The following is a 23,797-nucleotide window of genomic DNA, read 5'->3' as shown; positions in this document are numbered from 1 at the left end:
GATATCTTTATGTCAACAATTGATCCACTTGTGCGCGACAAAGGCCAGGCGGTGGAAGCGGCGTCGGCGATCGGCTATAGAAAGCTCAACGATACGTCCAGGGAGGAAGAAATGTCGGAAAATCAATCACAGCAGCTGCCATCTACCCCCTGGAGCGCCCGCCCCTACCACCGCAAATGGCTGCTGGCACAGGCAGACGGTCTGTTCGATTTCTTCTCCGGCACGGCCCTCAACCCGAAGGGCGGCTTCTACGACCTGTCGCGTGACGGCAAGCCTCTCTCAACCGACAATCCGGCGCGTGGTATCCATGCCAGCGCCCGCATGGTGCATTGCTACGCGATTGGCCATCTGCTTGGTCGCCCGGGTTCGGCCGACATCGTCGACCACGGCATGCGCTATCTCTGGGAACGCCACCGCGATGAAAAGAATGGTGGTTACTTCTGGCAGGCTGATGACACAGGCGCTGCCGACGACACGAAGCAGGGCTACGGCCACGCCTTCGTCCTGCTCGCGGCCACCTCGGCCAAATGCGCAGGCCATCCGTTGGCCGACACCATGCTGGCGGACATCACCCAGGTGATCGACGAGAAATTCTGGGAAGACGAGCACGGCGCGATCGCGGAAGAATTTTCCGCCGATTGGCAACCTGTGCCCGGCTATCGCGGCCAGAACTCCAACATGCATCTGACCGAAAGCCTGATGGCTGCCTTTGAGGCGACCGGCGAGCGGCATTACCTCGAAAAGGCCGAGCGCATAGCCGACCTGATCATTAACCGCCGCGCCCGCGAAGAAGCCTTCCGCGTCGCTGAGCATTTCGATAAAAACTGGGTGGTCGACCGCAACTACTATCATCCGAACGAAATGTTCCGCCCGGCCGGCACCACGCCCGGCCACTGGCTGGAATGGGCCCGCCTCATCCTGCAGCTCTGGGTACTCGGCGGCAAGCGACAGGCCTGGATGCCGGAGGCGGCACGCGGCCTGTTCTTCCAGTCCATGGCGCTCGGCTGGGACAAGGACAAGGGCGGCTTTTTCTATACGCTCGACTGGGAAAATGCCCCCGACAAGCGCGCAAAGCTCTGGTGGCCGCTCTGCGAAGGGGCAGCGGCTGCGCACTTCCTCAACCAGCATCAGGAAAGCGACTTCCACGAGGAGAGCTACCGAAAGATCTGGAACTACATCGCCGGCAACAGCCTCGACCGCGAGTTCGGCGGTTGGCACGAGGAACTGACCGAGGACGGCAAGCCGTGCAACAGCCTCTTCCCCGGCAAGGGCGACATCTACCACGCCCTGCAGGCCTGCCTGATCCCGCTTTTCCCGGCAGAAGGCAGCCTGACCAAGATGATTTCGGAACACCCGCTCGACGTCTGACCGTCGGCGAATGCAGCAAAGACAAAAGGGCCGGAAGACCGGCCCTCTTTCATTTCTCGCAACAGCGTTGGCGCTTACTGCTCGATCGCATAGGTGACGTTGACGGTCACCGTATAAAGGTTTTCGCCGGATGCGATCGGCACTGACTCGTCCGCCATCTTCGCCATCGGCGCTGCGGCATACATCTGCGGCATCGGTCGGGCGAAATTCTCCGAGATCTCAACGACACGGCCGAGTTTGACGCCGGCGGCCTCCGTCAGCGTCTTCGCCTTGGCGGCGGCCTTCTCGACCGCCTGCTTGCGCGCCACCTCGATCGCCGTCTCCGGATCATCATTGGTGAAGGTGATGCCGCCACCCTGGTTGACGCCGAGCTTTACCGACCGATCGATGATCTCACCGAGCTTGGCAAGGTCACGCACCCGAACGGTCAAACCGTTGCTGACGGTATAGCCGACGATCACGGGCGCCTCGTAGGTGCCATCGGTTCTGGTTTCCTGCTTGTATTTAGGCTGGATCGAGAAATCCGTGGTCTGCAGGTCCTTCTCGGCAATCCCTTGCGCCTTGAGATCTGCCAGCACCTCGCTCATGGCAGCACTGTTGGCCGAGAGCGCCTCGCCAGCAGTCTCTGCGTCGCGAACGACGGAGAGCGAAATGACGGCCATATCGGGCGCGATCGCAGCCTCACCCTCACCCGAGACCATGATCGTCGCCTCGCGACGCTCGCCCTCGGCAGCCACGGCTTGGGCAACAAAGCCGCTCGAGAGAACCGAACCCGACAGAGCCGTGGCCATGACGAGCGCGCGTGTAATTTTCAGCATGGAATATGTCCTTTGTCCCGCAGTGCCGGCGGACCTCTTCGTCTCACCCGGCACAGATGCCCTTCCGACATCTGTGATGACGCGTGATTGTGAAGCCAATGCGGCAGAGGCTTGTCGCATACCTGAAATTGCGTTAGAGCCCGTGACCGGTGCGGGGTGACCATAACCCGCCCGACGGCATCACGCCGGGCTGGGCCTGTAGCTCAATGGTTAGAGCCGGCGGCTCATAACCGCTTGGTTGGGGGTTCGAGTCCCTCCGGGCCCACCATTTCGTTTAAAATCAATGCCTTAAATATTGGATTTTCTTGGGGGTGGCATCCAAGGGGAACATTGGTTTGTTCAATCCGTCCTATCTCGTGAAGTCGCGATGCGGTGTTTTCTATCTGCGTTGGCCGCTACCGAAGCAGGTACATCCACAGAAAAAGGCATCGACGCTCAAGCTTTCTCTACAGACCCGTGACGCACGAGAAACATAGGAATTCGCCGTACAATGGCTATGGACCTACAGCAACGAACGCCACAATATGAGCATCGGCGGCATCACACCCGCACATAAACTGGAAATGGCTGCGTGAATTCTACTGCAGAACCCCATTAAAACGGGGAATTGCCACTAACCGTTCCGTATTTTGCATAAATTAGACTGCAGATAATTACATTCTATATTTAAACATTATAAAAAACGAAATTTTACACCAGAATCACCAGCGGATTTCTTATAAATAAAGCAATTTATGTTCTACATATATTATAGATGCGCATCTATACAGAATTCTCTGTTGGTGGAATCGCCATCTAGACGCTAAGACTCGCAGTCCGCCCTCCTCGCTCGTGCATGCAGCTGTACTGATCGTACCTCGCTAACCCAAACCCATTTTCCTGTCCTGAGGATCAAGGCCGCGTCATCGCCGCGTCATACGCATACGCTATCCATGATTCATTCGAATGAATCATGGATAGCGTATGCAAAGAGACACTTGGCAAATCGTCAAAGACCATCTGGCCAGTGACATCGCCTCAGGCAAACTTGCTCCCGGCACGCGGCTGCCGACGGAGCCCGAGCTGTGCGAGGTCTTCGGCGTTGGCCGCCACTCTGTCCGGCGTGCAGTATCGGCGCTTGCGGTCGAGGGCAAGCTCAGGGTTGAACAGGGGCGCGGCACCTTCGTCGAGGCGACCCGGCTGATCAACTACCAGATCGGGCGCAGGACGCGTTTCCGCGAGAACCTGACCGGACAGGGTTACAAACCCTCCGCCGAGCACCTCTCCTCAACTATCGTGCCGGCGCCCGACCGTGTAGCGGAGGCGCTAAGGATCGCTCGCGGGGCCGAGGTCCATCGGATCATGAGGCGGGGTCTGGCCGACGACATGCCGATCAATCTCGGCATCGCCTTTCATCCGGTAGCGCTCTTTCCGGACCTAGGCGTGCGCCGTGAGGCCGGCGTTTCCGTGACCGAAATCTATCGTGACCACGGGGTCACCGATTATTTCCGCAAGAGCACCACCATCTTCACCCGCCGCGCCGAGCCGGAGGAATCCAGACTGCTGCGGCAACACCCAGATCATCCGGTCATGGTCGTCACAAAGATCGACGTCGATGCCAAGGGCACCGCGCTTGGTTATTCCGAGGCGGTCTGGGCAGGCGACCGCGTCCAGTTTTCTTTTGACAGTCTCGACGACCCCTTCGTGGGCGAGGAGGGCAAGGCCCCATGACAACACAGTTCCAGCATGCCGGTGCGCCGGGCGACGCCCACGCCCGCCGGCTCGAAACCCTTGCGCGCGCCAATACAGCCGCGCTGAAGGCCTTCGCGGAAGAGCTTCTTGCACCGCTCGGCGCGATCGACGTCATTCAGAGCCGCACAGGGCTCGCGATGCTGCCGATGCGCGACACGGTAAAGGGCACAGACTTTCATCTCGGCGAGGTGTTGGTGGCGGAGGCGCATATCCGGCTTCAGTCCAACGGCACTGAAGGCTATGGCATGATTGTTGGCCGCGACCTCGAGCGGGCCATGGCAATGGCGATCGTGGACGCCGCCGGATCGATCGAAACCCTCGCCGCGCGCATCACTGACTTCGTGGAAGATGAGGCCCTGAAGATCATGGGCGCAGACACAGAGCGCCTTCGCGCGGTCGAGGCGACCCGTGTAGACATGGAGACCTTCTGATGGATGCCTCCGCCCTGATTGCTGTCCCCGTTCCAAACGACCTGGAGCGGCTTCACAATGCCACCTACGACGCCCTGATGTGGGCGCTCGCCCGCCCCGGCACTGTCCAGACACTGCCACAGCCGGGCCTGGAGGCCATCGTCGAAACGCTGATTGACCGCGAATGCAGGGTCTTTTCGGGCCACAAGACGCTCCTGCCGCTGATCGCCTCGACCGGAGCGGCGATTACCGGCGCACGCGACGCCGACCACGCCTTTATCGATCTGGAAACTGAGGCGGGCCTGCGCGATCTGGCCGTCGCGCCCGCGGGGTCGCATCTCTATCCCGATGATGGCGCCACCGTGTTTTCAGGGGCGAGGATTGGCGAGGGACAAGGGCTTCGCCTGCGCGGCCCCGGCATCGAAACTTATGAGGATATCCGCCTCGGCGGCCTCAGGCCTGATATTTGGACGCTTCGCGCGACGCGTTGCCTCTACCCGACCGGGTTCGAACTCTTCTTCGTCGATGGAGACCGTGTTGTCGGTCTGCCACGCTCAACCACGGTGGAGGTGCTCTGATGGCCTATGTGGCAACTCGAGGCGGTGAACGCGCCATTGAACAATCTGAAAGGCTTTACCGCGCCGAAATGGGGACGATTGACATGGAGCGCGTCGCGGACGTCCGCGAAAGCCTGCCTTACCTGATCGACCGCGTGATGGGCGAGGCCTCGCTCTACGACCGTGATCTGGCAGCGCTTGCGCTCGCCCAGGCCGGCGGCGACCTTTACGAGGCGGTGCTCCTTCTGCGTGCCTGGCGCACCACCCAGCCGCGCCTTGCGATCGCCGAACCGGTGACGCAGGAAAGCCTTTTCACGCACCGCCGCATTTCTGCTGCCTTCAAGGATATTCCCGGCGGTCAGGTGCTCGGCCCGACGCTCGACTATTCACACCGATTGCTGGCGACCGGCGTGCTGGAAGGCCAGGCATTCGAGCCGACCCCGGTCGAACCTGCGGCAAGACCCGCACCGGCGTGCCAGCCGTCGCTTGCCGCCTGGCAAAAGGCGCAAGGACTGGTTGCAGACATCGCCGCCGACGAAGTCGCCCCTGACGACATTCCAGACCTCACCCGCGAGCCGCTTCTGTTTCCGGCCAAGCGCGCCCATACGCTGCAAAGCCTGGCTCGCGCCGACACAGGCGGTGTGCTGGCACTCGGCTATTCGGCGATGCGCGGCTATGGCAATGCGCATCCGACCGTCAACGAGCTGCGACTTGCAGAAGCGGAGGTGCGTGTGCGCCATCCGGCGGGCACGGTTTTCTCGGCTGGTCGCGTTCGCGTCTCGCAGGCGGAAGTCACGAGCAAAGGAAAAGGCGGCCAGCTTCAGCTCGGCTTCTGCGCGACACTCGGCTGGAACGAAATCAAGACCATCGCTGGCGCGACGCTGGATCTGAATTCGGCAGCGGCGGATCAGAATTCACCCGTCAACGAGGAATTCTTCCTCTACCACACCGAACCCGTGGAAGCCTCGGGCTTCTGCATCCATTTCAAGCTGCCGCACTACGTCACCTTCCAGTCTTCGCTCGACGCCCTGCGCGACGCAAAGAAGACGGCGCCCCCTGCCGATGACGCCACGAAAACCACCAAGCTCGTGAAGGAGCCGGCATGAGCCTTTCAGCACTCACAAAGCCATGGGAAGCCTTCAGCTACGGCTTCCTTGATGCCTCGGCCAAGCGCGAGCTGCGCCGCAAGATGCTGAAGGCGATTGCCGTACCCGGCTGCCAGATGCCGTATGCCAGCCGCGAGGTGCCGATTGCGCGCGGCTGGGGCACCGGCGGCCTGCAAGTGACGCTGACCCTGATCAAGCCCTCCTCCGTGATCAAGGTGATCGACCAGGGCGCCGACGACAGCGTCAACGCCGCCTCGATCCGCCGATTCCTTTCGCGCGTATCCGGCGCCGGTGAGACCTGGGACACGCAGGAGGCAACGATCATTCAGAGCCGGCACCGTATCCCTGAGGAAAAGCTGCGCGAGGATCAGATCCTCGTGCTGCAGGTGCCAAATCCCGAACCGCTGCGCCCGGTCGAGCCCAACATGTCGATCGCCCGCCAGATGCATGCCGACGCCGATTACGGCCGGCTGTGGCTGACGCTCTATGAGCAGATCGTGCGTTCGGGCCGCATCATGCAGGGCGCGGCCTATCCTTCGCTGGTCAACGGCCGCCATGTCATGACCCCCTCGCCGATCCCGCGCTGGGACGTGCCGAAGCTCGACATGGCAAGGCACCTGACCTTTCTCTCGGCTGGGCGCGAAAAGCGGCTCTACGCCGTGCCACCTTTCACGCGGGTCGAGCCGCTGGTCTTCTCCGACGTGCCCTACAAGGTCGAGGACCATGCCGCCCTCACCTGCCACCGCTCGGGCGTCAGCGGTTATTTCATGAACGAGATCCCGCAGGACGACGGCAGCTCGCAATTCGAGCTGTCCGACAGCAATTTCGGCATCAAGGCGATCCGCCGCACCGAGGGGCTGAACGTGGAACAGGGCGAGACTTGGTACAAGAACGGAGAATTCCGCCCATGATCGGAGAACTTCTGGCTGAGCGGCTGCAGAACGCGCCGCAACTGATGACAACCCCGCCGCTTCTGACAATGACCGACGTCAGCAAACGCTTCGGCAAGGTGGTCGCGCTTCAGGACGTGTCCGCCACCGTCTATCCCGGCGAGGTACTCGGCATCGTCGGCGAGAGCGGCTCGGGCAAGTCCACGCTTCTGAGGATGATGAACCTTGAGGACACACCCGACAGCGGTGACTATCGCCTGGCCCTGCCGGAGCTCGACGGCAACCTGTTCGATCTCGACCGCTTCTCCCGCCGCATGCTTTGCGCGCGCCATATCGGCATCGTTTACCAGAACCCGCATCTCGGCCTGCTGATGGGTCATACCAGTTCCGGCAACGTGGCGGAGCGACTGTTAATCGCTGGCGAGCGGAGTTTCGCCGAACTGCGCTCAAAGGCACGAGAGGCGCTCGATGCCTCCGAGTTCCCGTTAGAGCGCATGGATGCGCGGCCAATCGAACTGTCCGGCGGCATGCAGCAGCGCGTGCAGCTCGCCAAGGCGATTGCGCTCGAACCGGCACTGCTGCTGCTGGACGAGCCGACCACCGGCCTCGACGTCTCCGTTCAGGCGCTGGTGCTCGACACCTTGAAACGGCTGCAGCGGGACCGCGCGATCACCATGGTCATCGTCAGCCACGATCTCGGCGTGATCCGTACCATGGCAGACCGGGTCATGGTCATGCGGCGCGGTCGCGTGGTCGAGCAAGGCCTGGTCGACCAGATCTTTCAGGATCCGCAACACGAATACACCCAGCAACTCGTTCACGCCAAATTGTGAGGCCGCCATGCAGCCCGTCCTGGAGGTGGAAGGCCTCTCGAAAACCTTCCACATGCACCATCTCGACCAGAACCTTCACGCATTTTCAGGCATAGGGTTTACGCTGAACCCCGGCGAGTTCCTGCTTTTGAGAGGGCCGAATGGCGTCGGCAAATCGACGCTTCTGCGCACCCTCTATCGCAGCTATCTGCCGCGCGCGGGGCATATCTGGTACCATACAGCCGAGGGCCGCATCGACCTTGCCAGGGCAGCCGATGTCGATATTGCGTTTCTGCGCCGGCGTGAGATCGGCTTTGTCACGCAATTCCTGATCGCCCGTCCGCGGGTTCCTGCCGAGGATATCGTTGCCGAACCCTTGCGCCAAGCGGGCATGCAGCACGAAGAAGCGCTCGTCGAGGCACGGCGCTGGCTGGAGGCCTTCGGCGTCAAGCGCAATCTCTGGAAAGCCTATCCCACCACCTTTTCCGGCGGCGAACAGCAGAAGGTGAACCTCGCACGAGCGCTCATCCTGCCGCAGCGGCTGCTGCTGCTCGACGAGCCAACGGCCTCACTTGATGCCGGCGCTCGCAAGGCGCTGGTCAACCGTCTCGCCGACCTCAAGGCGCAGGGTGTCGCCATGATCGGCGTCTTTCATCATCCGGGCGACGTGGCTGGGCTCATCGACCGGGAAATCGAACTTCAAGCCTTTGAGGAACTTGCCAATGTGGATCTCTGATTGCCGGGTGGTGCTGCTAGACCGCGTGCTGCCGAACGGTGCGGTGCGCATCGAGGACGGAATGATCGCCGAAATCTCGGAAAAACCCGTCGCCAATGCCGATATGTCGGCGCAAGGCCTGATCCTTATGCCGGGCTTCATCGACATGCACGGCGACATGGTGGAACGCGAGGTGGAGCCACGGCCGAATGTGCGCATGCCGCTTGAGCTCGGTCTGCGCGATCTCGACCGCCGTCTTGCTGTTTCTGGCGTCACGACCGCCTATGCCGCGCTATCTTTCAGTCCTGCCTCGACCTACGGGCACCTGCGCAGCTACGAGCACACCAGCAGCATCATCCGCGCAATCAAGACCATGCGCGGCAAGCTCCTGGTCGATCACAAAGTCCATGCCCGCTTCGAAATCACCTTCCCCAAGGCGCTCGCCGTGATCGAGGAGCTGATCGCCGAGGGTTCCGTAGATCTGATCTCGCTCAACGATCATACGCCGGGACAGGGGCAGTATCGCGATGTCGAGCGCCACATCGAAAAGCTCGCTCGCGAAAAGGGTATGAGCCTCGAAGAAGCCGCGCAGTCGATCGCGCGGCGCATCGAGGAGCGCACCCAGCCGGCTGACGTAATGACGCATACGCTGGATGCGATCTCGAAGGCCTGCCATGCCCATGGTGTGGCGATCGCTAGCCATGACGACGACACCGTCGCCAAGGTTCAACTGATGCATTCGCTTGGTGTCCTGATCAGCGAGTTCCCGGTCACCCTCGAGGCCGCCGCCGCGGCGAAGAAACTCGGCCTGATGAACGCCATGGGCGCGCCAAACGCGCTGCGCGGACAGTCCTATTCAGGCAATCTTTCGGCGCGCGACGCTCATGCCGCCGGACTGCTGGATATCCTGGCCGCAGATTATCACCCGTCGGCCATCCTGCCGGCGGTGCTGGAACTGGCAAAGACCGACAAGCATGGCCTTTCCGGTGCCTGCCGGCTGGCGACGTCCAATCCAGCTCAGGCGCTCGGGCTTGCCGATCGTGGCGAGATCGCGGTCGGAAAAAAAGCAGACTTTCTTGTCGCCGACGATAATGGCATCGGCCATGTCCGCTGCGTCTTCCGGGGTGGCCGCAAAATCTATTCCGACGGTTCGCTAACCTTCGCTCAAGCTGCGTAAGATCGCTAAAGAACCTGTCGCCGTCTGACGGGCCGTGCATTGCACGGCCCGTTTCTCTTTCGCCCTTGTCTACAGGGCTTGGAACGCCGCTGAGGCTGCTACAGAACTGTCGCAAATCCTCCAAATTAAATTCATTCGGATGATATGTCGCTGTCACAGAGGCGCTCCATGATCGCTTCATGGAAAAGAACACACTCTCCCTTCGCAAGCTCGGCCGCACCTTTGGCCAGACCAGAGCCGTCGGCGGTGTCAGTCTCGACATCGCCGCCGGAGAGTTCGTCGGTGTCATAGGCCGCTCTGGCGCCGGCAAGTCCACGCTGCTGCGCCTCATCAATCGGCTGATCGATCCAACCGACGGCAGCGTCCATTTTGGTGAGCGCGAGATCACGTCGCTCAATGGACGGGCGCTGCGCCAGTGGCGACGTGAATGTGCGATGATCTTTCAGCAGTTCAACCTGATTGAGCGCCTGGACGTTTTGACCAACGTGCTGGTCGGCCGCATCTCTTCGCATGGTTTTGCGAGTTCCATGGCGATGCGTTTTTCCGACGCCGAACGGGCGCTGGCGATCCGCGCGCTCGACCGGCTCGATCTCGCGCCCCAGGCCCTTCAGCGCGCCGGCACGCTTTCAGGCGGACAACAGCAGCGCGTCGCGATCGCCCGCGCCCTCCTGCAGGAGCCGCGCATCCTGCTTGCCGACGAACCCATCGCCAGCCTCGATCCCGGCAACGCCATGCGCGTCATGGAAGCGCTGCGCACCATCAACACCGAGGACGGCATCACCGTTATCGTCAACCTGCACACCCTCGACACCGCGCGTGCCTATTGCGACCGGATCATCGCCATGCGCTCCGGCATCGTCATGTTCGACGGCAGCGCCCGCAATCTTACCGACGATGTCGTTCGTGACATCTACGGCGGTTCCGGCCTCACCGAGTTCAACGAATCCATCACCTCGACCTCCATCCGGTCGGCGATTCCGGCCTGATCAACCTCTGGGAGAATACCAATGCGTCTCATCGCCGCCACAGCCCTCCTCACGCTTTCTTCCCTGCCGGCCATCGCTGCCGACTGGAAGTCCGACTACAAGGTCGTCCGCTTCGGCGTCCTGTCCGGCGAGAACGAGAAGGATCGCGTTGCTCGCTACAAGCCTTTCGAGGCCTATCTTGAAAAGACCCTCGGCATCGACGTCGAACTCTTCACTGCTGGCAATTACGACGGAGTCGTCCAGGCGCTCGCCGCCGACCAGATCGAATTCGCCTTCCTCGGCTCCTCCGCCTATGCCGCGGCCTATACCGAGACCGATGGCGGAATCGTTCCGCTCCTGACCGCGGTTCAGGAAGACGATTCCACCGGCTATTTCTCGGTCATCACGGTGCGCTGCGACAGCCCCTACAAGAAGATCGAGGACCTGAAGGGCAAGGTCCTGGCTTTCGCCGATCCGGATTCCACCAGCGGCTATGCTGTTCCGAACTACAACCTCGTGCAGCAGGGCTTCGAGCCTTCGACCTATTTCTCGGCCACGCCCTTCTCCGGCAGCCACGAGGCCGGCGTTCAAGGCGTCGTCAACGGACAGTTCGATGCCGCCGCCACCTATATCAACAACGAGAAGAGCGGCATTCCGCAGCGCATGGTCACCAAGGGCATGATCAAGGAAGGCGAGGTCTGCAATATCTGGAAGTCGCCCGAGATTACTTCCGGTCCGTTCACCGCCCGTGCCAACCTGCCGGCTGAACTGATCGCCGACATGCAGGCCGCCGTAAAGGCTGTTCCGGAAGCCGATCCGGCAGCCCACAAGGAAATGACCGGCGCGGAAAACTCGACGGCCAAGGGCTATGTCGAGGTCGACCATGACCGCTACCAGTGGATCGTCGACATGCGCGCCTGGCTGAAGGCCCAGCGCAAGAGCTGATCCCACGCAGACGCAGATGGGGCGATCTCGACAGGGATCGCCCCTTTTTTACAGGGAAACGCCATGACCTTCGCCCCTGCAGCATCCCCTTCCGAGGCGGTGCTGGATTTCGAACGCGCCTACGCCCGCCAGCGCGCCCGCGGCCGGCTTACCTTCCTCGTCGTGACGGCGGCGCTATTGATCGCCTTTGTTGTGACAGCCGAGTTCTCCAATCTCCTGAAGGTCAGCCAGATCACGCTTTCTGACGGCAGCAGAGCCGAACGCTGGATCCTGCTCGCAGGCTTGCCACGGCTCGGCGAATATCTTGCCAAGACTATTCCTCAGCTGTCGTGGGAAACGCTTGGCGCAGATCTCGCTGCTTGGTTCTGGCGGTGGAAGGTCTGGGGCTGGCTCCTCCTCGAAACCGTGCTCATTGCGTTCATGGCAACCGCGCTTGGGGTCGCGGGCGGCTTCGTTATGTCCTTCCCGGCAGCGCGCAATCTCTCCCCCAGCAGGTGGCTGCTCTGGCTGTCGCGTCGCTATCTCGAGATAGCCCGCACGGTGCCGGAGCTGGTATTCGCGCTGATCTTCGTCTTCTGTTTCGGCGTCGGCCCGATGGCGGGTGTGTTGGCGATCGCGCTCCACACCTGTGGGGCGCTCGGCAAGCTCTATTCCGAAGTGAACGAGAACATCGACATGCGCCCGCTGGAGGGCGTCAAATCGGCGGGCGGCAGCTGGGCTGACCAGATACGCTATGGCGCGGTGCCGCAGATCCTGCCGAACATTATCAGCTACACGCTGCTGCGTTTCGAGATCAATGTGCGTTCGTCCTCGATCATCGGCTATGTCGGCGCCGGCGGTCTGGGCCAGGAGCTTCGCACCGCCATCTCCTTGCAGGAATACACCGATCTGTCGGCGCTCTTCATCATCGTCTTCGTCACCGTCTTTGTGATCGACTGGGGCTCGGAAAAGCTGCGCCACCGGATCATCGGCATGGAAAGGATCCACTGATGACGACCGTTACCCGCGCGGAAATCCTGGCGCTGCGCCAGTCCATGCCGCTTGCCTTCCGTCCGTCCATGCAGACGCGGCTGAAGCGCTGGAGTTTGATGCTCGGCTTTACCGCGCTGTTTGCCTGGTGCCTCTATGATTTCGGCTTTACGCCGGAACGCATCATCAACGGCCTTAGCCGCCTCGGCCGCGTTCTCTCCTTCATGTTCCCACCGCATATCTGGACCGAATGGGATCCCTTAAGCGATATCCTGACAGGCCTCGGCGAAACGCTCGCCATGGCCTTTCTCGGCACGCTGCTCGGCGCCGTCTTCGCCTTTCCGCTTTCCTTTCTCGGCGCCAAGAACATCAACCGCTTCGCCTTCTTGCGCTTTGGCGTTCGGCGCGGTTTTGACATCATCCGCGCCTTCGAGACGCTGATCCTGGCGCTCGTCTTCATCCGCGCCTTCGGCCTCGGCCCACTTCCCGGAGTGCTCGCGATCGCGGTGGGCGAAATCGGTGTTCTTGCAAAGCTCTACGCCGAGGCGATCGAGAACATCTCCAAGAAGCCCGTCGAGGGCGTTGTTGCCTCCGGAGGGTCTCGCTCCCAGGCCATCCGCTTCGGGATGCTGCCGCAAGTCTGGCCGGTGCTTCTTTCCATCACCCTCTACAACTTCGAATCCAATGTCCGCTCAGGGACCATTCTCGGCATTGTCGGCGCCGGCGGCATCGGCTTCATCCTCTCCGACCGCATCGGCGCCTATCGATGGGACGAGGCCTGGTCGATCATCTTCCTTATCATCGCCATGGTCTATGTAATCGACGCCATCTCCGGCGCAATCCGCGAGCGGTTCATCGGCAAATGGGAACACGCGAAATGAAAATGCTGTCGGAAGCTCCGACCATCCATGAAACGGCGACGGTCTTCGGCTGCGAACTCGGCAAATGGACCGAGATCCAGGCCCATGTGAGCATGCGGGAAAGTCAGTTCGGTGACTATTCCTACATCGTCAAGGGCGGCAACGTTGTATGGTCGACGATTGGCAAGTTTTGCTCGATTGCCGAAGGCGCGCGCATCAATCCCGGCAACCACGCCACCTGGCGCGCAAGCCAGCACCACTTCACCTACCGAGCTGCACAATACGGGCTGGGCGAAGACGACACCGACTTCTTCCAGTGGCGCAAGGATCACTGGGTGACCATCGGCCACGACGTGTGGATCGGCCACGGCGTCACAGTACTTGCAGGCGTGACAATCGGTACCGGCGCAGTGATCGGCGCCGGTGCGGTCGTCTCGAAGGATGTCGAGCCTTACACGATCATCGGCGGCGTTCCCGCAAGGCTCATCAAGCGGCGCTTCAGCGAAAAGCAGGCCGAAGCACTGCTCGATATCGCTTGGTGGGACTGGCACCATGACACGCTGCGCGGCCGCCTGCCTGACATCCGCGCACTCGCGATCGACGCCTTCATCGAAAAATATCGCCGGGACACGGCCTCCCCCATGGCATCGACTTGAACCAGGCGGCCCTCTGTTGCCCTGCCTCTTGGACTGCTGGTTGCACCGCACTCGCATCTCTGCAAGGTGCGGCAATGATCGGCAAGCCACTCGACTGACCTGACGCCTACGGCTCCGCTCAGACGTCGCGCTTAGAGGTTTTCCTTGAGCAGGATCTCGATACGGATCTTTTCCTGTGCAGCCAGCGGCTCGCGGGCATCCGATCGGGCGCGCATGATACGAATTGCGCTGCGCACAGCATGGCCCGGATCTTGTGCGATGACGGCATCGATCACGTCGTCACGCAGCGCCTGTTCGGTAAAGGGCGTTCGTTCATGTACGACCACAGCTATCCGGCTCACCTCAACATTTCCGGCAGCAGCCAGGATCGGCACGCGAGCCTCTGCGCTCAGCACGTAGATGCCAGCCACGTCGCGATTGCCAGCCAGCACGCGGCCAACCACCTGCCGCGTGCGTGCCTCATCGGCATGGGTTTCGATCGAAGGCAGGCAGGTCAGATGCGGAAACATCTGGTTGATGACCTGGTCAAAGCCGAGGCGGCGCTGGATGCTATCGAGCGATTGCATGGTTTCTGCAATCACCAAGACTTTCCCAGGCTGTGAACCTGCCAGCATGCCCATCAGCTTGCCAGCGGTTGCTCCAGCCGCAAAGTTATCAATGCCGACGAAATCAGCCTCAGGCAGTTTCTCCTGACCGGAAAGAAACTGCACAACCTTGATATTACGCTCAAGCAACCGGGCCATGGCGTCACGCACCTGCGGGGACTCGGGCGCCATAAAGGCAACACCGTCAACGGTCTCCCTGTCCAGACCGGAGAGGAGCTTTGCCATGCCATGTGCATCGTCGGTCGCGATCTGGCGGCAGGTGATTTCAGTGAGGTCGCCTTTCAACGCAACGGTCAGCTCCTCCACATGGCGTAGGAGTTCAGTGAGGTACAGATCGCCGCTAACCGGCAACAGAAACAGGAAGCGATATAGTTTGCTGCGGGCCAGGCTGACGGCTGCCGGGTTGCGCACGAAGCCGATCCGCTCGATCGCGTCGTTCACCAGCCGAGCAGCCTTCGGGCTCACATTGGGCCGGTCGTTCAAGACACGGTCGACGGTCGCAAGGCTGACGCCCGCAGCCTCGGCCAGATCCTTCGCTGTTGGACGCATAAACACTTCCTGCTGATTGCCGCCTGGCAGAGCTTTCCTTCAAATCGCGGCAAAACGCAAGAAATGATGTGCGCACCTCAAAAACGACTTGCTTTGAGGTGCGCACATCAATTAGCCTTGTACGTGGTTCAGGTCGGCGCAAGCAACGCCGCCCGTTCCGCTGGAGGAGGCCGGCCTGGATGAGGGTCCGGAGCCGGCATTTGGCCCGAAAGGGCGTTTCGCCATCCGTTGGAGACCGGACGGCGCTGGGAGGATGACATGATGAAATCCCTTTATGTGAAAGGCCTGCTTGCTGCCGCGACAGTCGGATCTTCAATGAGTTTCGGCGCTGTCGTGGCGCATGCCGATGAAAAGGAACTGACACTCTGCTGGGCCGCCTGGGATCCGGCGAATGCGCTGGTCGAACTCAGCAAGGATTTTGAGGCCTCGTCCGGCATCAAGATGAAATTCGAGTTCGTGCCGTGGCCGAACTTCGCCGACCGCATGCTCAACGAGCTCAACTCCGGCGGCAAGCTCTGCGACCTGATGATCGGCGACAGCCAGTGGATCGGCGGTGCCGCCGAAAACGGCTGGTACGTGAAGCTCAACGATTTCTTCGACAAGGAAGGCATCAGCATGGATGCCTTCGTTCCGGCAACCGTCACAGGCTATTCGGAATGGCCGAAGAATACCCCGAACTACTGGTCGCTACCGGCCTTCGGTGACGTGGTCGGCTGGACCTATCGCAAGGACTGGTTCGAACGCCCGGAAATCCAGACAGCCTTCAAGGAAAAGTTCGGTCGCGACCTGACGCCACCGGCAACCTTCGACGAACTCAAGCAGGTCACCGAATTCTTCCAGGGCCGGGAGATCGATGGCAAGACCGTCTACGGCGCCTCGATCTATACCGAGCGCGGCTCGGAAGGCATCACGATGGGCGTGATGGACGTGCTCTACAGCTATGGCTTCAAGTACGACAACCCCGAAAAGCCCTATGAGATGGAAGGCTTCGTGAATTCGGAAGGCGCCGTGAAGGGCCTCGAATTCTACAAGTCGCTCTATGATTGCTGCGTCGCGCCGGGCACGTCGAACACTTACATGGGCGAAGGCATTGACGCGTACAAGTCGGGCCAGGTCGCCATGCAGATGAACTTCGCCTTCACCTGGCCGGGGTTCGAGGCGGATCCGAATGTTGGCGGCGGCAAGACGGGCTATCTGGTCAATCCCGCAGGCCCCGGCGGCGAGAAATTCGCCCAGCTCGGCGGTCAGGGCATTTCGGTCGTCGCCAATACCGACAACATGGACGGCGCGCTGGCCTACATCAAGTGGTTCGCCCAGAAGGATGTGCAGGACAAATGGTGGTCCATGGGCGGCTTCTCGTGCCTTCGCGCCGTGGTCGAAGACCCGAACTTCGCCAAGAGCCAGCCCTATGCGCAGACATTCCTCGACAGCATGGCGATTGTGAAGGACTTCTGGGCAGAGCCGGCCTATGCGTCGCTTCTACAGGCATCGCAGAAGCGCTTCCACGATTATGTCGTCGCTGGCAATGGCACCGCCAAGGAAGCGCTTGACGGGCTGATCGCCGACTGGACGGAAACCTTCGAGGACGAAGGTAAGCTCTGACACAAGACGAGCTTGATGCCCGGACCCGGGTAAGCCCCCTACTCTCTCCCTCGGCAATGCCGAGGGAGAGACACAGAGCCAGCGCTGCCGCCGGCACCAATCTTTAAGACCCTTGAAGCCTGCCGGCTAAAGCCGAACCTTGCGTCGTTGCGACAAGGCACAAGGACCCGGCTGCCCATTTGGAAACGTCACACGGATCGGGACGATGACCGACAAAACTGCAGACCGCCTCGCCCGCGCAACACCCGAACCGGTTGCAAAACGTATCCGGGGTCTGAGCGATAGAGCCATTGCCTGGATTTTTGTCGCGCCGACGATCTTCCTGCTTTTGTCCGTCAACATTTTCCCGCTGATCTGGACAATCCGCCTGTCGTTTACGAACTTCGCCGCCAACAAGCCGAATGCGGAAGTGCAGTGGGTCGGGTTGCGCAATTACATGCGCATCCTGACAGACGCCGACACCTGGGCGAACATGCAGACAACCGCCCACTTCCTCATCTGGACAATCACCTTCCAGGTGCTGATCGGCTTCTCCCTGGCATGGCTGATCAACCGCAAGTTCAAGGGCAATGACCTGGTCACGACATTGATCGTCATCCCGATGATGCTCTCGCCCGCTGTGGTCGGCAATTTCTGGACCTTTCTCTACCAGCCGCAAATCGGCCTCGTGAACTACGCCGTCGAATTCCTGACCGGCATTCCGGCCGACAGCTTCTCGATGCTTGGCCCCGGCGGCTGGGCACGCTGGGCGATCGTCATTGTCGACACCTGGATGTGGACGCCCTTCGTCATGCTGATCTGCCTGGCGGGCCTGCGCTCCATTCCCGACTACATCTATGAGGCAGCGGAGGTCGACCGCGCATCGAAGTGGCGGCAGTTCTGGACGATCACGCTGCCGATGGCGCTACCGTTCCTGATGCTTGCGGTCCTGTTCCGCGGCATCGAAAATTTCCGGATGTTCGACCTCGTGGTCCTTCTGACCGGTGGCGGACCGGGGGACGAGACACTGCTCGCCTCGATCGATCTGAAGCGAGAGGCCTTCGAAAAATGGCGGACCGGCTATTCCAGTGCCTATGCAATCATCCTGTTCGTCACGGTATTCGGCCTCGCCTCTATTTACGTCAAGGCACTGAACAAGGTTAAGGAACGATGAGCGCACATTCCGTCACCGAACCGTCGCCTGCCTCCAAGTGGATTGCAGGCATCCTTGTCGGACTTTACGCGGTAATCACGCTGATCCCGTTGCTGTGGATTATTTCGACGAGCTTCAAGTCCGGCCCGGACTCGATCAGCTATCCGCCGAAAGTGGTCTTCCAGCCGACGCTTGAAGGCTATGTGAACCTCTTTACAACACAGTCACGCCCATCGGCACAGGACCTTGCCAAACTGCCACCGCCCACCACCTGGTATGACAAGATCACCCGAGACAGAGGCATGATCATCTCGGGTCCGTCGCGCTTCGGTCAGAGGTTCCTGAATTCGGTCATCATCGGCTTCGGCTCGACATTCCTTTCAATCTTCCTCGGAACGCTTGCCGCTTATGCCTTCAGCCGCTTCAAGGTGCCGCTCAAGGATGACCTCCTGTTCTTCATCCTGTCGACCCGCATGATGCCGCCGATTGCGGTCGCAATCCCGATCTATCTGATGTTCCGCCAGCTCGGCCTTTCCGACACGCACCTCGGCATGATCCTGCTTTATACGGCGGTCAACCTGTCGCTATCGGTCTGGCTGCTCAAGGGGTTCATCGATGAAATCCCGCGCGAATACGAGGAAGCGGCACTGATCGATGGCTATACCCGCTTCCAGGCCTTCTACAAGGTCGTGCTGCCGCAGGCCGCAACTGGCATCGCCTCGACCGCGATCTTCTGCCTGATCTTCGCCTGGAATGAATATGCCTTCGCGGTCCTGCTGACGAGCGGCAATGCCCAGACGGCACCTCCCTTCATTCCAACCATCCTCTCGGTCGGCGGCGGAATCGACTGGCCGGCGGTTGCAGCGGCTGCGACGCTGTTCTTGCTACCCGTGGTCGTCTTCACCGTTTTGTTGCGCAAGCATCTGCTGCGCGGCATCACATTCGGAGCCGTGCGCAAATGATGAACTTCCTTACCCGCCTCAGCCGGTTTCGCCGGTCCGAATGGGAAATGATCGCCTCGGCCTTGATTGCGCTCGGCGTGGTCATGCTCATGCAGCCGCTTTCGCTGACGCTCTTTACCTTCTCCTTTCCGGTGACGCTGATCGGAACCGTCATGTTCATCGTCGTCAGTCATTTCCCGGAGTAAGTGATGGCTCAGATCCGCGTTCAAAACCTGCGTAAAGACTTCGGAGCCTTCAATGCGGTGAAGTCGTCGACCTTCACCGTCGAGGACGGTGAGTTCTTCATGCTGCTCGGCCCGTCCGGTTGCGGCAAGACGACGACGCTGCGGATGATGGCTGGCCTTGAGCTGCCGACCAGTGGCGAGATCTATATCGGCGGCGACGAGGTAGGCATGAAGCGCGCGAGCGAGCGCGACATCGCCTTCGTCTTTCAGATGTTTGCGCTTTATCCGCATATGAATGTGCGCAAGAACATCTCCTATCCCATGGTGAGCCAGGGCGTGCCGCGCGCAGAAGTCGATCGCCGTGTCGCCGAAGTCGCCCGCATCCTACAGATCTCATCGATCCTCGACAAACCCGTCGGCGGGCTTTCGGGCGGCGACCGGCAGCGCGTGGCGCTTGGCCGTGCGATCGTACGCCAGCCGAAAGCCTTCTTCATGGACGAGCCCCTCGGCGCACTCGATGCGGAGTTCCGCGAACATATGGCCGAGGAGCTGCGTGCCCTTCATGACCGCATGGGGGCGACCACCGTATATGTCACCCACGATCAGCTGGAAGCCATGCAGATGGGCGACAAGATCGTCGTCATGAACCATGGCGTGATCGAGCAATTCGGCAAACCCCAACAGATCTACGACTGGCCGGCAACCAAGTTCGTGGCAAAGTTTATCGGCTCGCCGCCGATGTCCTTCCTTGAGTTCGAAGGCGCGATTGAAGAAGGCGGCAATGCAGTGGAGATCGGTGGATCGCGCATCGAGCTTCCCACATCCAGGGAAGGCTGCAAGGGTGCGCTGACACTCGGGGTGAGGCCGGAACATGTCCGCCTGTCGGACGCGGCCGGCCTTCGCGGACGGGTGGCCGCCGTTGAATATCTCGGCACCACACAGATCCTCACGATCGAGACCAACCACGGAGAGATCAAGGCGCGGACAGCATCAAGCGATGTGATCCGAACGGGGGCTTCCGTTGGGCTTGAATTGGATCGCCGCTCGCTCACCCTTTTTGATGCGAAAAGCGGGAGGGCACTGGTGTCCGAAGGCAATGAAGGAGTACTGGCTCGTGGCTGACGTCGTCCTTTCCAGCATCAGCAAGTCGTTCGGCGCCACCCGTGCGCTCGATGACGTGACGATGACCGTTCCGGATGGCTCGTTCGTGGTACTCCTGGGGCCCACCGGAGCCGGAAAAACCACCCTTCTGCGCACGGTGTCCGGCCTTGACACACAAGACAAAGGCGACGTCAGGATTGGCGGACGCTCCATGGCAGGACTGACACCAGCACAGCGCAATGTCGCGATGGTCTTTCAGCAGTATTCCCTCTATCCGCACATGACAGTGCGGCAAAACCTCGAATTTCCGCTGAAGTCGCCGCTGCTGCGCACGCCGCAGGCGGAGATCGACCAGAAGGTGAAGGCGATCGCCGAGGTCCTGCAGATCTCCCACAAGCTCGACAACAAGGCGACAGCCCTTTCGGGGGGAGAGATGCAGCGCGTATCGATCGGTCGCGCGCTGGTCCGCAATCCGCAGATTTATCTGATGGACGAGCCACTCAGCTCGCTCGACGCGAAACTCCGCGCGGATCTCCGCGTTGAACTGAAGAACATCCAGGCTCAGTCGGGCGCCACGTTCCTCTATGTGACGCATGACCAGATCGAGGCGATGACCATGGCGACCCATGTCGGTGTACTCAAGGAGGGTCAACTCGCGCAGTTCGGATCGCCGCGCGAGATCTATGAAACGCCGGTCAGCATCTATGCAGCAACCCGGCTTGGTCAGCCGCGCATCAACGTGCTCCCCGCAAGCCTCTTCCCCGGCGCACCGGTCAGGGCCCATTCCATTGGGCTGAGGCCCGAGCATATTCGTGCGGGAGAAGGCCAGGAAGCTCAGGTCACCCGGGTCGAACATCTCGGCGATCAGACGCGCCTTCATCTCATGCTCGGGGAACACCCGATCATCACCGTCACCGATGCCCATACCGCTCTCAAGGGCGGCGACATCATCAAAATCCAGCCGCACAAGCCGCTTTATTTCGATGCGGCCGGAATGCGTCTCGTCTAAGGGAGGGTCTCATGCCACAATTCCTCAACAGCAGGGAAAATGCCGTCACCGAAGCAATCGACGGCGTACTCATGGCCTCAGCCGGAGCCTTGAGCCGCCTGGATGGCTTTCCGCATATTCGCGTCGTGGTGCGGTCCGACTGGGACAAGTCGAAGGTGGCGATCGTGTCGGGCGGCGGATCCGGCCATGAGCCGGCCCATGCAGGCTTTGTCGGACGCGGCATGCTGACGGCCGCTGTATGTGGTGATGTCTTCGCCTCCCCGAGCGTCGACGCCATTCTGGCTGCAATCCTTGCTGTGACCGGCCCGCTCGGTTGCCTGCTGATCGTCAAGAATTATACTGGCGACCGGCTGAACTTCGGCTTGGCGGCCGAGCGCGCGCGCGCCTTCGGGCTCAATGTCGGGATGGTGATCGTAGATGATGACATTGCGCTTCCCGACCTGCCGCAGTCTCGCGGAGTCGCGGGCACGCTCTTCGTGCACAAGATCGCCGGTGCGATGGCCGAAAACGGCGCAAGCCTCGATGCCGTCATCGACACTGCACGCCGCGTGATCGCCAATATTCGCTCGATCGGGATTTCGCTAGACACCTGCACCGTACCGGGCTCGCCCAAGGAAGCGCGAATTCCCGAGGGCCGCGCTGAACTCGGCCTTGGCATCCATGGTGAGGCGGGCGTGGAGCAGATCGAGTATGACGGCGTGCGTGGCGCGGTCGCAGCGATGGTGGACCGCCTTGCCGTGGGCATGGAAGACAAGCCGCATGTGGTGCTGATCAATAATCTTGGCGGCACCTCCGTGCTTGAAATGGCCGTGGTCCTCAACGAACTTGTCCAATCAGCGATCGGCGATCGGATTTCGCATATCGTTGGTCCTGCCCCATTGATGACCTCGCTCGACATGCAGGGCTTTTCGATCTCGGTCATGCCGGCGGAAAAAGCCGACCTCGACCTGCTTGCCAAGCCAGTCGATCTTGCAGCATGGCCAGGCGTAACGGCCATTCGGCCGGTCAACCTCATCGCCCTGCCCGACGGATTGACCCCGATCGCGCCACTTGCCTCGCAGCATCTGCCGACCCGTCAATTTCTCACCGAGTGCTGCAAGCTTCTGATCGAGGCAGAAAAGGACCTCAATGCGCTTGATGCAAAATCCGGTGACGGCGATACCGGCTCGACCCTTGCAAGCGCCGCACGGGCCCTGATCGAGGCTCTGGACCGCCTGCCGCTTGCTGACCATACCCAGTTACTGCGCGCCATGGGTCAGGAGCTTAGCCAGACCATGGGCGGTTCGTCCGGAGTGCTGCTCGCCATCTTCTTTGCTGCGGCAGGCGATGGAGCCTCAAGTGGGCTCGGCATGCGCGACGCGTTGAAGGCCGGGCTTGCCCGCATGCAGGAAATCGGCGGCGCTGCGCTCGGCGACCGAACCATGATCGACGCACTTTCGCCTGCGCTTGATGCCTATGACAAGGGTTTCGCGGCAGCAGCAAGTGCTGCACGCGCAGGCGCCAACCTCACCGCAACCTACGTCAAGGCCCGAGCCGGGCGGGCCGCGTATATCAATGCTCAGCAGCTCGAAGGACACATCGATCCAGGTGCAGAGGCTGTCGCGCGTCTCTTCGAGTTCCTGGCGCGACGCCATGGCGGCTCTCAGGGCAAGGCAGCTGAGTGATGCACTGAACCAAGGACGGGTGCGGTGGATGCCGTGCATCCGCACCGTCTCTGACGCGCCAATTTAAAACTGTCTTCGGACCGGGACTTCAGGCTCGAACGCGCAGACCAACCGAGACATCGCGGGACCCTGACTGTCAAAGCGACGTGACGATCGATCATGGCCTCAACGTTTCCAACAAACGTGGTCTTCTAGGCGCGCAAAACGTGCGTCCCGATCGGGAAGTTCGGCTACCGGCCGAAGAACACATAGCCTCAGAGTTCAGGCAAGCAACACACTGGTACCGGCTGCAGCCATAGCCTCGGCAATGTCCGGTGGAGGCTGGACATCGGTCGCAAGCTCAGCGATCGCCTCGAAGCCACAGACACGGACCAGACCCTCGCGACCGAATTTACTCCGGTCCGTCACAACCAGCGTGCGTCGTCCGCGCGTGATAACCGTGCGGGCAAATTCCGCCTCATCCAGATCGTAATCCATCATCCCCTCTGAATTCACGGCACCCGTCGAGATGATCGCGTGGGTTACGGAAAATCGACTGATGAAATCGATAGCCGTACTCCCGAACGCCGCCCCGTTGTCGCTGCGCAACTCCCCGCCTGCCATGTAAACTTTGTTGTCATTCAGCGTAGCAAGCGTGCGCGCGATGTCGGAAGAGTTTGTCACGACGGTCAGACGCCGGTGACCCAGGAGTTCCCGCGCAAGGAAGCTCGTTGTCGTGCCTGTGTCCATCATGATCGAGTCCCCGTCACGTATGGTCGCTGCAACAGAGGCCGCGATGGCCCGCTTGGCCTCGCTGTTTTCACGCATCCGGCGTTCGAACGGCGCCTCGCCGACCATGGAAGTCAGGCTTACTGCGCCATGCATCCTGATCAGACTGCCACCGTTTGCCAACGGTTTAAGATCCCGCCGAATAGTCTCCAGCGATACACCGAGTTTGCGCGCAAGGGCCGAAAGGGCCACAGTTCCCTCGCGATCCAGAACACGCAAGATCTCTCGCTGCCGTGTTGAAGGGGGCATGACCATCTCCATC

The 23,797-nt window shown here is 61.0% G+C and carries 24 protein-coding genes and 1 tRNA gene; 22 read left to right on the top strand and 3 right to left on the bottom strand.

The window, feature by feature from the left end:
- Positions 1 to 111 precede the first annotated feature (111 nt).
- Positions 112 to 1,368 carry an AGE family epimerase/isomerase gene (locus IP85_RS21100; RefSeq protein WP_054151753.1) on the top strand — a complete coding sequence of 419 codons (1,257 nt, stop codon included), beginning with the start codon at positions 112 to 114 and terminating at the stop codon, positions 1,366 to 1,368.
- A gap of 74 nt (positions 1,369 to 1,442) precedes the next feature.
- On the opposite strand, the gene IP85_RS21095 is transcribed toward IP85_RS21100, so the two are convergent.
- Positions 1,443 to 2,186 (bottom strand): SIMPL domain-containing protein, encoded by a 744-nt coding sequence (locus IP85_RS21095; protein WP_054151625.1) that lies wholly within the window; start codon positions 2,184 to 2,186, stop codon positions 1,443 to 1,445.
- Positions 2,187 to 2,378: 192 nt separating this feature from the next.
- Between IP85_RS21095 and IP85_RS21090 the strand changes: the two genes are divergently transcribed.
- The 14 genes from IP85_RS21090 (at position 2,379) to IP85_RS21025 (ending at position 13,979) form a co-directional block, all read left to right on the top strand.
- A tRNA-Ile gene (locus IP85_RS21090) sits at positions 2,379 to 2,454 on the top strand.
- A gap of 695 nt (positions 2,455 to 3,149) precedes the next feature.
- Complete coding sequence (phnF, locus tag IP85_RS21085; protein WP_054151624.1) at positions 3,150 to 3,896, top strand: phosphonate metabolism transcriptional regulator PhnF; 747 nt, start codon at positions 3,150 to 3,152, stop codon at positions 3,894 to 3,896.
- On the top strand, positions 3,893 to 4,348 hold the full coding sequence (gene phnG / locus IP85_RS21080) for a phosphonate C-P lyase system protein PhnG (RefSeq protein WP_054151623.1): 456 nt from the start codon (positions 3,893 to 3,895) through the stop codon (positions 4,346 to 4,348). The genes phnF and phnG overlap by 4 nt, the downstream gene beginning before the upstream one ends.
- Positions 4,348 to 4,905, top strand: coding sequence for a phosphonate C-P lyase system protein PhnH (phnH, locus tag IP85_RS21075; protein WP_054151622.1), 558 nt, complete (start codon positions 4,348 to 4,350; stop codon positions 4,903 to 4,905). Before phnG ends, phnH begins: the two co-directional genes overlap by 1 nt.
- Complete coding sequence (locus IP85_RS21070; protein ID WP_054151621.1) at positions 4,905 to 5,990, top strand: carbon-phosphorus lyase complex subunit PhnI; 1,086 nt, start codon at positions 4,905 to 4,907, stop codon at positions 5,988 to 5,990. The genes phnH and IP85_RS21070 overlap by 1 nt, the downstream gene beginning before the upstream one ends.
- Positions 5,987 to 6,901 carry an alpha-D-ribose 1-methylphosphonate 5-phosphate C-P-lyase PhnJ gene (locus IP85_RS21065; protein WP_054151620.1) on the top strand — a complete coding sequence of 305 codons (915 nt, stop codon included), beginning with the start codon at positions 5,987 to 5,989 and terminating at the stop codon, positions 6,899 to 6,901. The genes IP85_RS21070 and IP85_RS21065 overlap by 4 nt, the downstream gene beginning before the upstream one ends.
- The gene (locus IP85_RS21060) at positions 6,898 to 7,713 is read left to right on the top strand and encodes an ATP-binding cassette domain-containing protein (protein WP_054151619.1); all 816 of its coding nucleotides are present in this window, start codon (positions 6,898 to 6,900) and stop codon (positions 7,711 to 7,713) included. The genes IP85_RS21065 and IP85_RS21060 overlap by 4 nt, the downstream gene beginning before the upstream one ends.
- Positions 7,714 to 7,720: 7 nt before the next feature.
- A complete protein-coding gene (locus IP85_RS21055) occupies positions 7,721 to 8,428 on the top strand; it encodes an ATP-binding cassette domain-containing protein (RefSeq protein WP_054151618.1) in 708 nt (235 codons plus the stop codon).
- The gene (locus tag IP85_RS21050; RefSeq protein WP_054151617.1) at positions 8,415 to 9,584 is read left to right on the top strand and encodes an alpha-D-ribose 1-methylphosphonate 5-triphosphate diphosphatase; all 1,170 of its coding nucleotides are present in this window, start codon (positions 8,415 to 8,417) and stop codon (positions 9,582 to 9,584) included. Before IP85_RS21055 ends, IP85_RS21050 begins: the two co-directional genes overlap by 14 nt.
- A gap of 179 nt (positions 9,585 to 9,763) precedes the next feature.
- On the top strand, positions 9,764 to 10,570 hold the full coding sequence (phnC, locus tag IP85_RS21045) for a phosphonate ABC transporter ATP-binding protein (RefSeq protein ID WP_054151616.1): 807 nt from the start codon (positions 9,764 to 9,766) through the stop codon (positions 10,568 to 10,570).
- 21 nt (positions 10,571 to 10,591) lie between these two features.
- Positions 10,592 to 11,494 carry a phosphonate ABC transporter substrate-binding protein gene (gene phnD, locus IP85_RS21040; RefSeq protein ID WP_054151615.1) on the top strand — a complete coding sequence of 301 codons (903 nt, stop codon included), beginning with the start codon at positions 10,592 to 10,594 and terminating at the stop codon, positions 11,492 to 11,494.
- A gap of 63 nt (positions 11,495 to 11,557) precedes the next feature.
- Positions 11,558 to 12,484 (top strand): phosphonate ABC transporter, permease protein PhnE, encoded by a 927-nt coding sequence (gene phnE / locus IP85_RS21035; protein ID WP_054151614.1) that lies wholly within the window; start codon positions 11,558 to 11,560, stop codon positions 12,482 to 12,484.
- Positions 12,484 to 13,344 (top strand): phosphonate ABC transporter, permease protein PhnE, encoded by an 861-nt coding sequence (gene phnE / locus IP85_RS21030; RefSeq protein ID WP_054151613.1) that lies wholly within the window; start codon positions 12,484 to 12,486, stop codon positions 13,342 to 13,344. The genes phnE (IP85_RS21035) and phnE (IP85_RS21030) overlap by 1 nt, the downstream gene beginning before the upstream one ends.
- Positions 13,341 to 13,979 (top strand): DapH/DapD/GlmU-related protein, encoded by a 639-nt coding sequence (locus tag IP85_RS21025; protein WP_054151612.1) that lies wholly within the window; start codon positions 13,341 to 13,343, stop codon positions 13,977 to 13,979. The genes phnE (IP85_RS21030) and IP85_RS21025 overlap by 4 nt, the downstream gene beginning before the upstream one ends.
- A 131-nt stretch (positions 13,980 to 14,110) precedes the next feature.
- Here IP85_RS21025 and IP85_RS21020 read toward each other — a convergent pair whose 3' ends face one another.
- Positions 14,111 to 15,133 (bottom strand): LacI family DNA-binding transcriptional regulator, encoded by a 1,023-nt coding sequence (locus tag IP85_RS21020; protein ID WP_054151611.1) that lies wholly within the window; start codon positions 15,131 to 15,133, stop codon positions 14,111 to 14,113.
- Between the two features lie 315 nt (positions 15,134 to 15,448).
- On the opposite strand from IP85_RS21020, the gene IP85_RS21015 reads away from it, so the two are divergent.
- The 7 genes from IP85_RS21015 to IP85_RS20985 all read left to right on the top strand — a co-directional run bounded on the left by IP85_RS21015 (position 15,449) and on the right by IP85_RS20985 (position 22,767).
- A complete protein-coding gene (locus IP85_RS21015) occupies positions 15,449 to 16,735 on the top strand; it encodes an extracellular solute-binding protein (protein WP_245280926.1) in 1,287 nt (428 codons plus the stop codon).
- A 205-nt stretch (positions 16,736 to 16,940) separates the two neighbouring features.
- Entirely contained in the window at positions 16,941 to 17,888 is a 948-nt protein-coding gene (locus IP85_RS21010) for a sugar ABC transporter permease (protein ID WP_054151609.1), read from the top strand.
- Entirely contained in the window at positions 17,885 to 18,829 is a 945-nt protein-coding gene (locus IP85_RS21005) for a carbohydrate ABC transporter permease (RefSeq protein ID WP_054151608.1), read from the top strand. Before IP85_RS21010 ends, IP85_RS21005 begins: the two co-directional genes overlap by 4 nt.
- A complete protein-coding gene (locus tag IP85_RS21000; protein WP_054151607.1) occupies positions 18,826 to 19,014 on the top strand; it encodes a hypothetical protein in 189 nt (62 codons plus the stop codon). Before IP85_RS21005 ends, IP85_RS21000 begins: the two co-directional genes overlap by 4 nt.
- A 3-nt stretch (positions 19,015 to 19,017) precedes the next feature.
- Positions 19,018 to 20,115: an ABC transporter ATP-binding protein gene (locus tag IP85_RS20995; protein WP_054151606.1), complete on the top strand. Its 1,098-nt coding sequence runs from the start codon at positions 19,018 to 19,020 to the stop codon at positions 20,113 to 20,115.
- Complete coding sequence (locus IP85_RS20990) at positions 20,108 to 21,103, top strand: ABC transporter ATP-binding protein (protein ID WP_054151752.1); 996 nt, start codon at positions 20,108 to 20,110, stop codon at positions 21,101 to 21,103. Before IP85_RS20995 ends, IP85_RS20990 begins: the two co-directional genes overlap by 8 nt.
- Positions 21,104 to 21,114: 11 nt before the next feature.
- Complete coding sequence (locus IP85_RS20985; RefSeq protein WP_054151605.1) at positions 21,115 to 22,767, top strand: dihydroxyacetone kinase subunit DhaK; 1,653 nt, start codon at positions 21,115 to 21,117, stop codon at positions 22,765 to 22,767.
- Between the two features lie 261 nt (positions 22,768 to 23,028).
- On the opposite strand, the gene IP85_RS20980 is transcribed toward IP85_RS20985, so the two are convergent.
- Positions 23,029 to 23,796, bottom strand: a complete 768-nt coding sequence (locus IP85_RS20980; protein WP_150127517.1) for a DeoR/GlpR family DNA-binding transcription regulator — start codon at positions 23,794 to 23,796, stop codon at positions 23,029 to 23,031.
- Position 23,797 lies beyond the last annotated feature (1 nt).

It is taken from the genome of Rhizobium sp. AAP116 (assembly GCF_001295785.1).
Classification (GTDB): domain Bacteria; phylum Pseudomonadota; class Alphaproteobacteria; order Rhizobiales; family Rhizobiaceae; genus Allorhizobium.
This window is presented reverse-complemented; position numbering and strand designations above follow the sequence as displayed.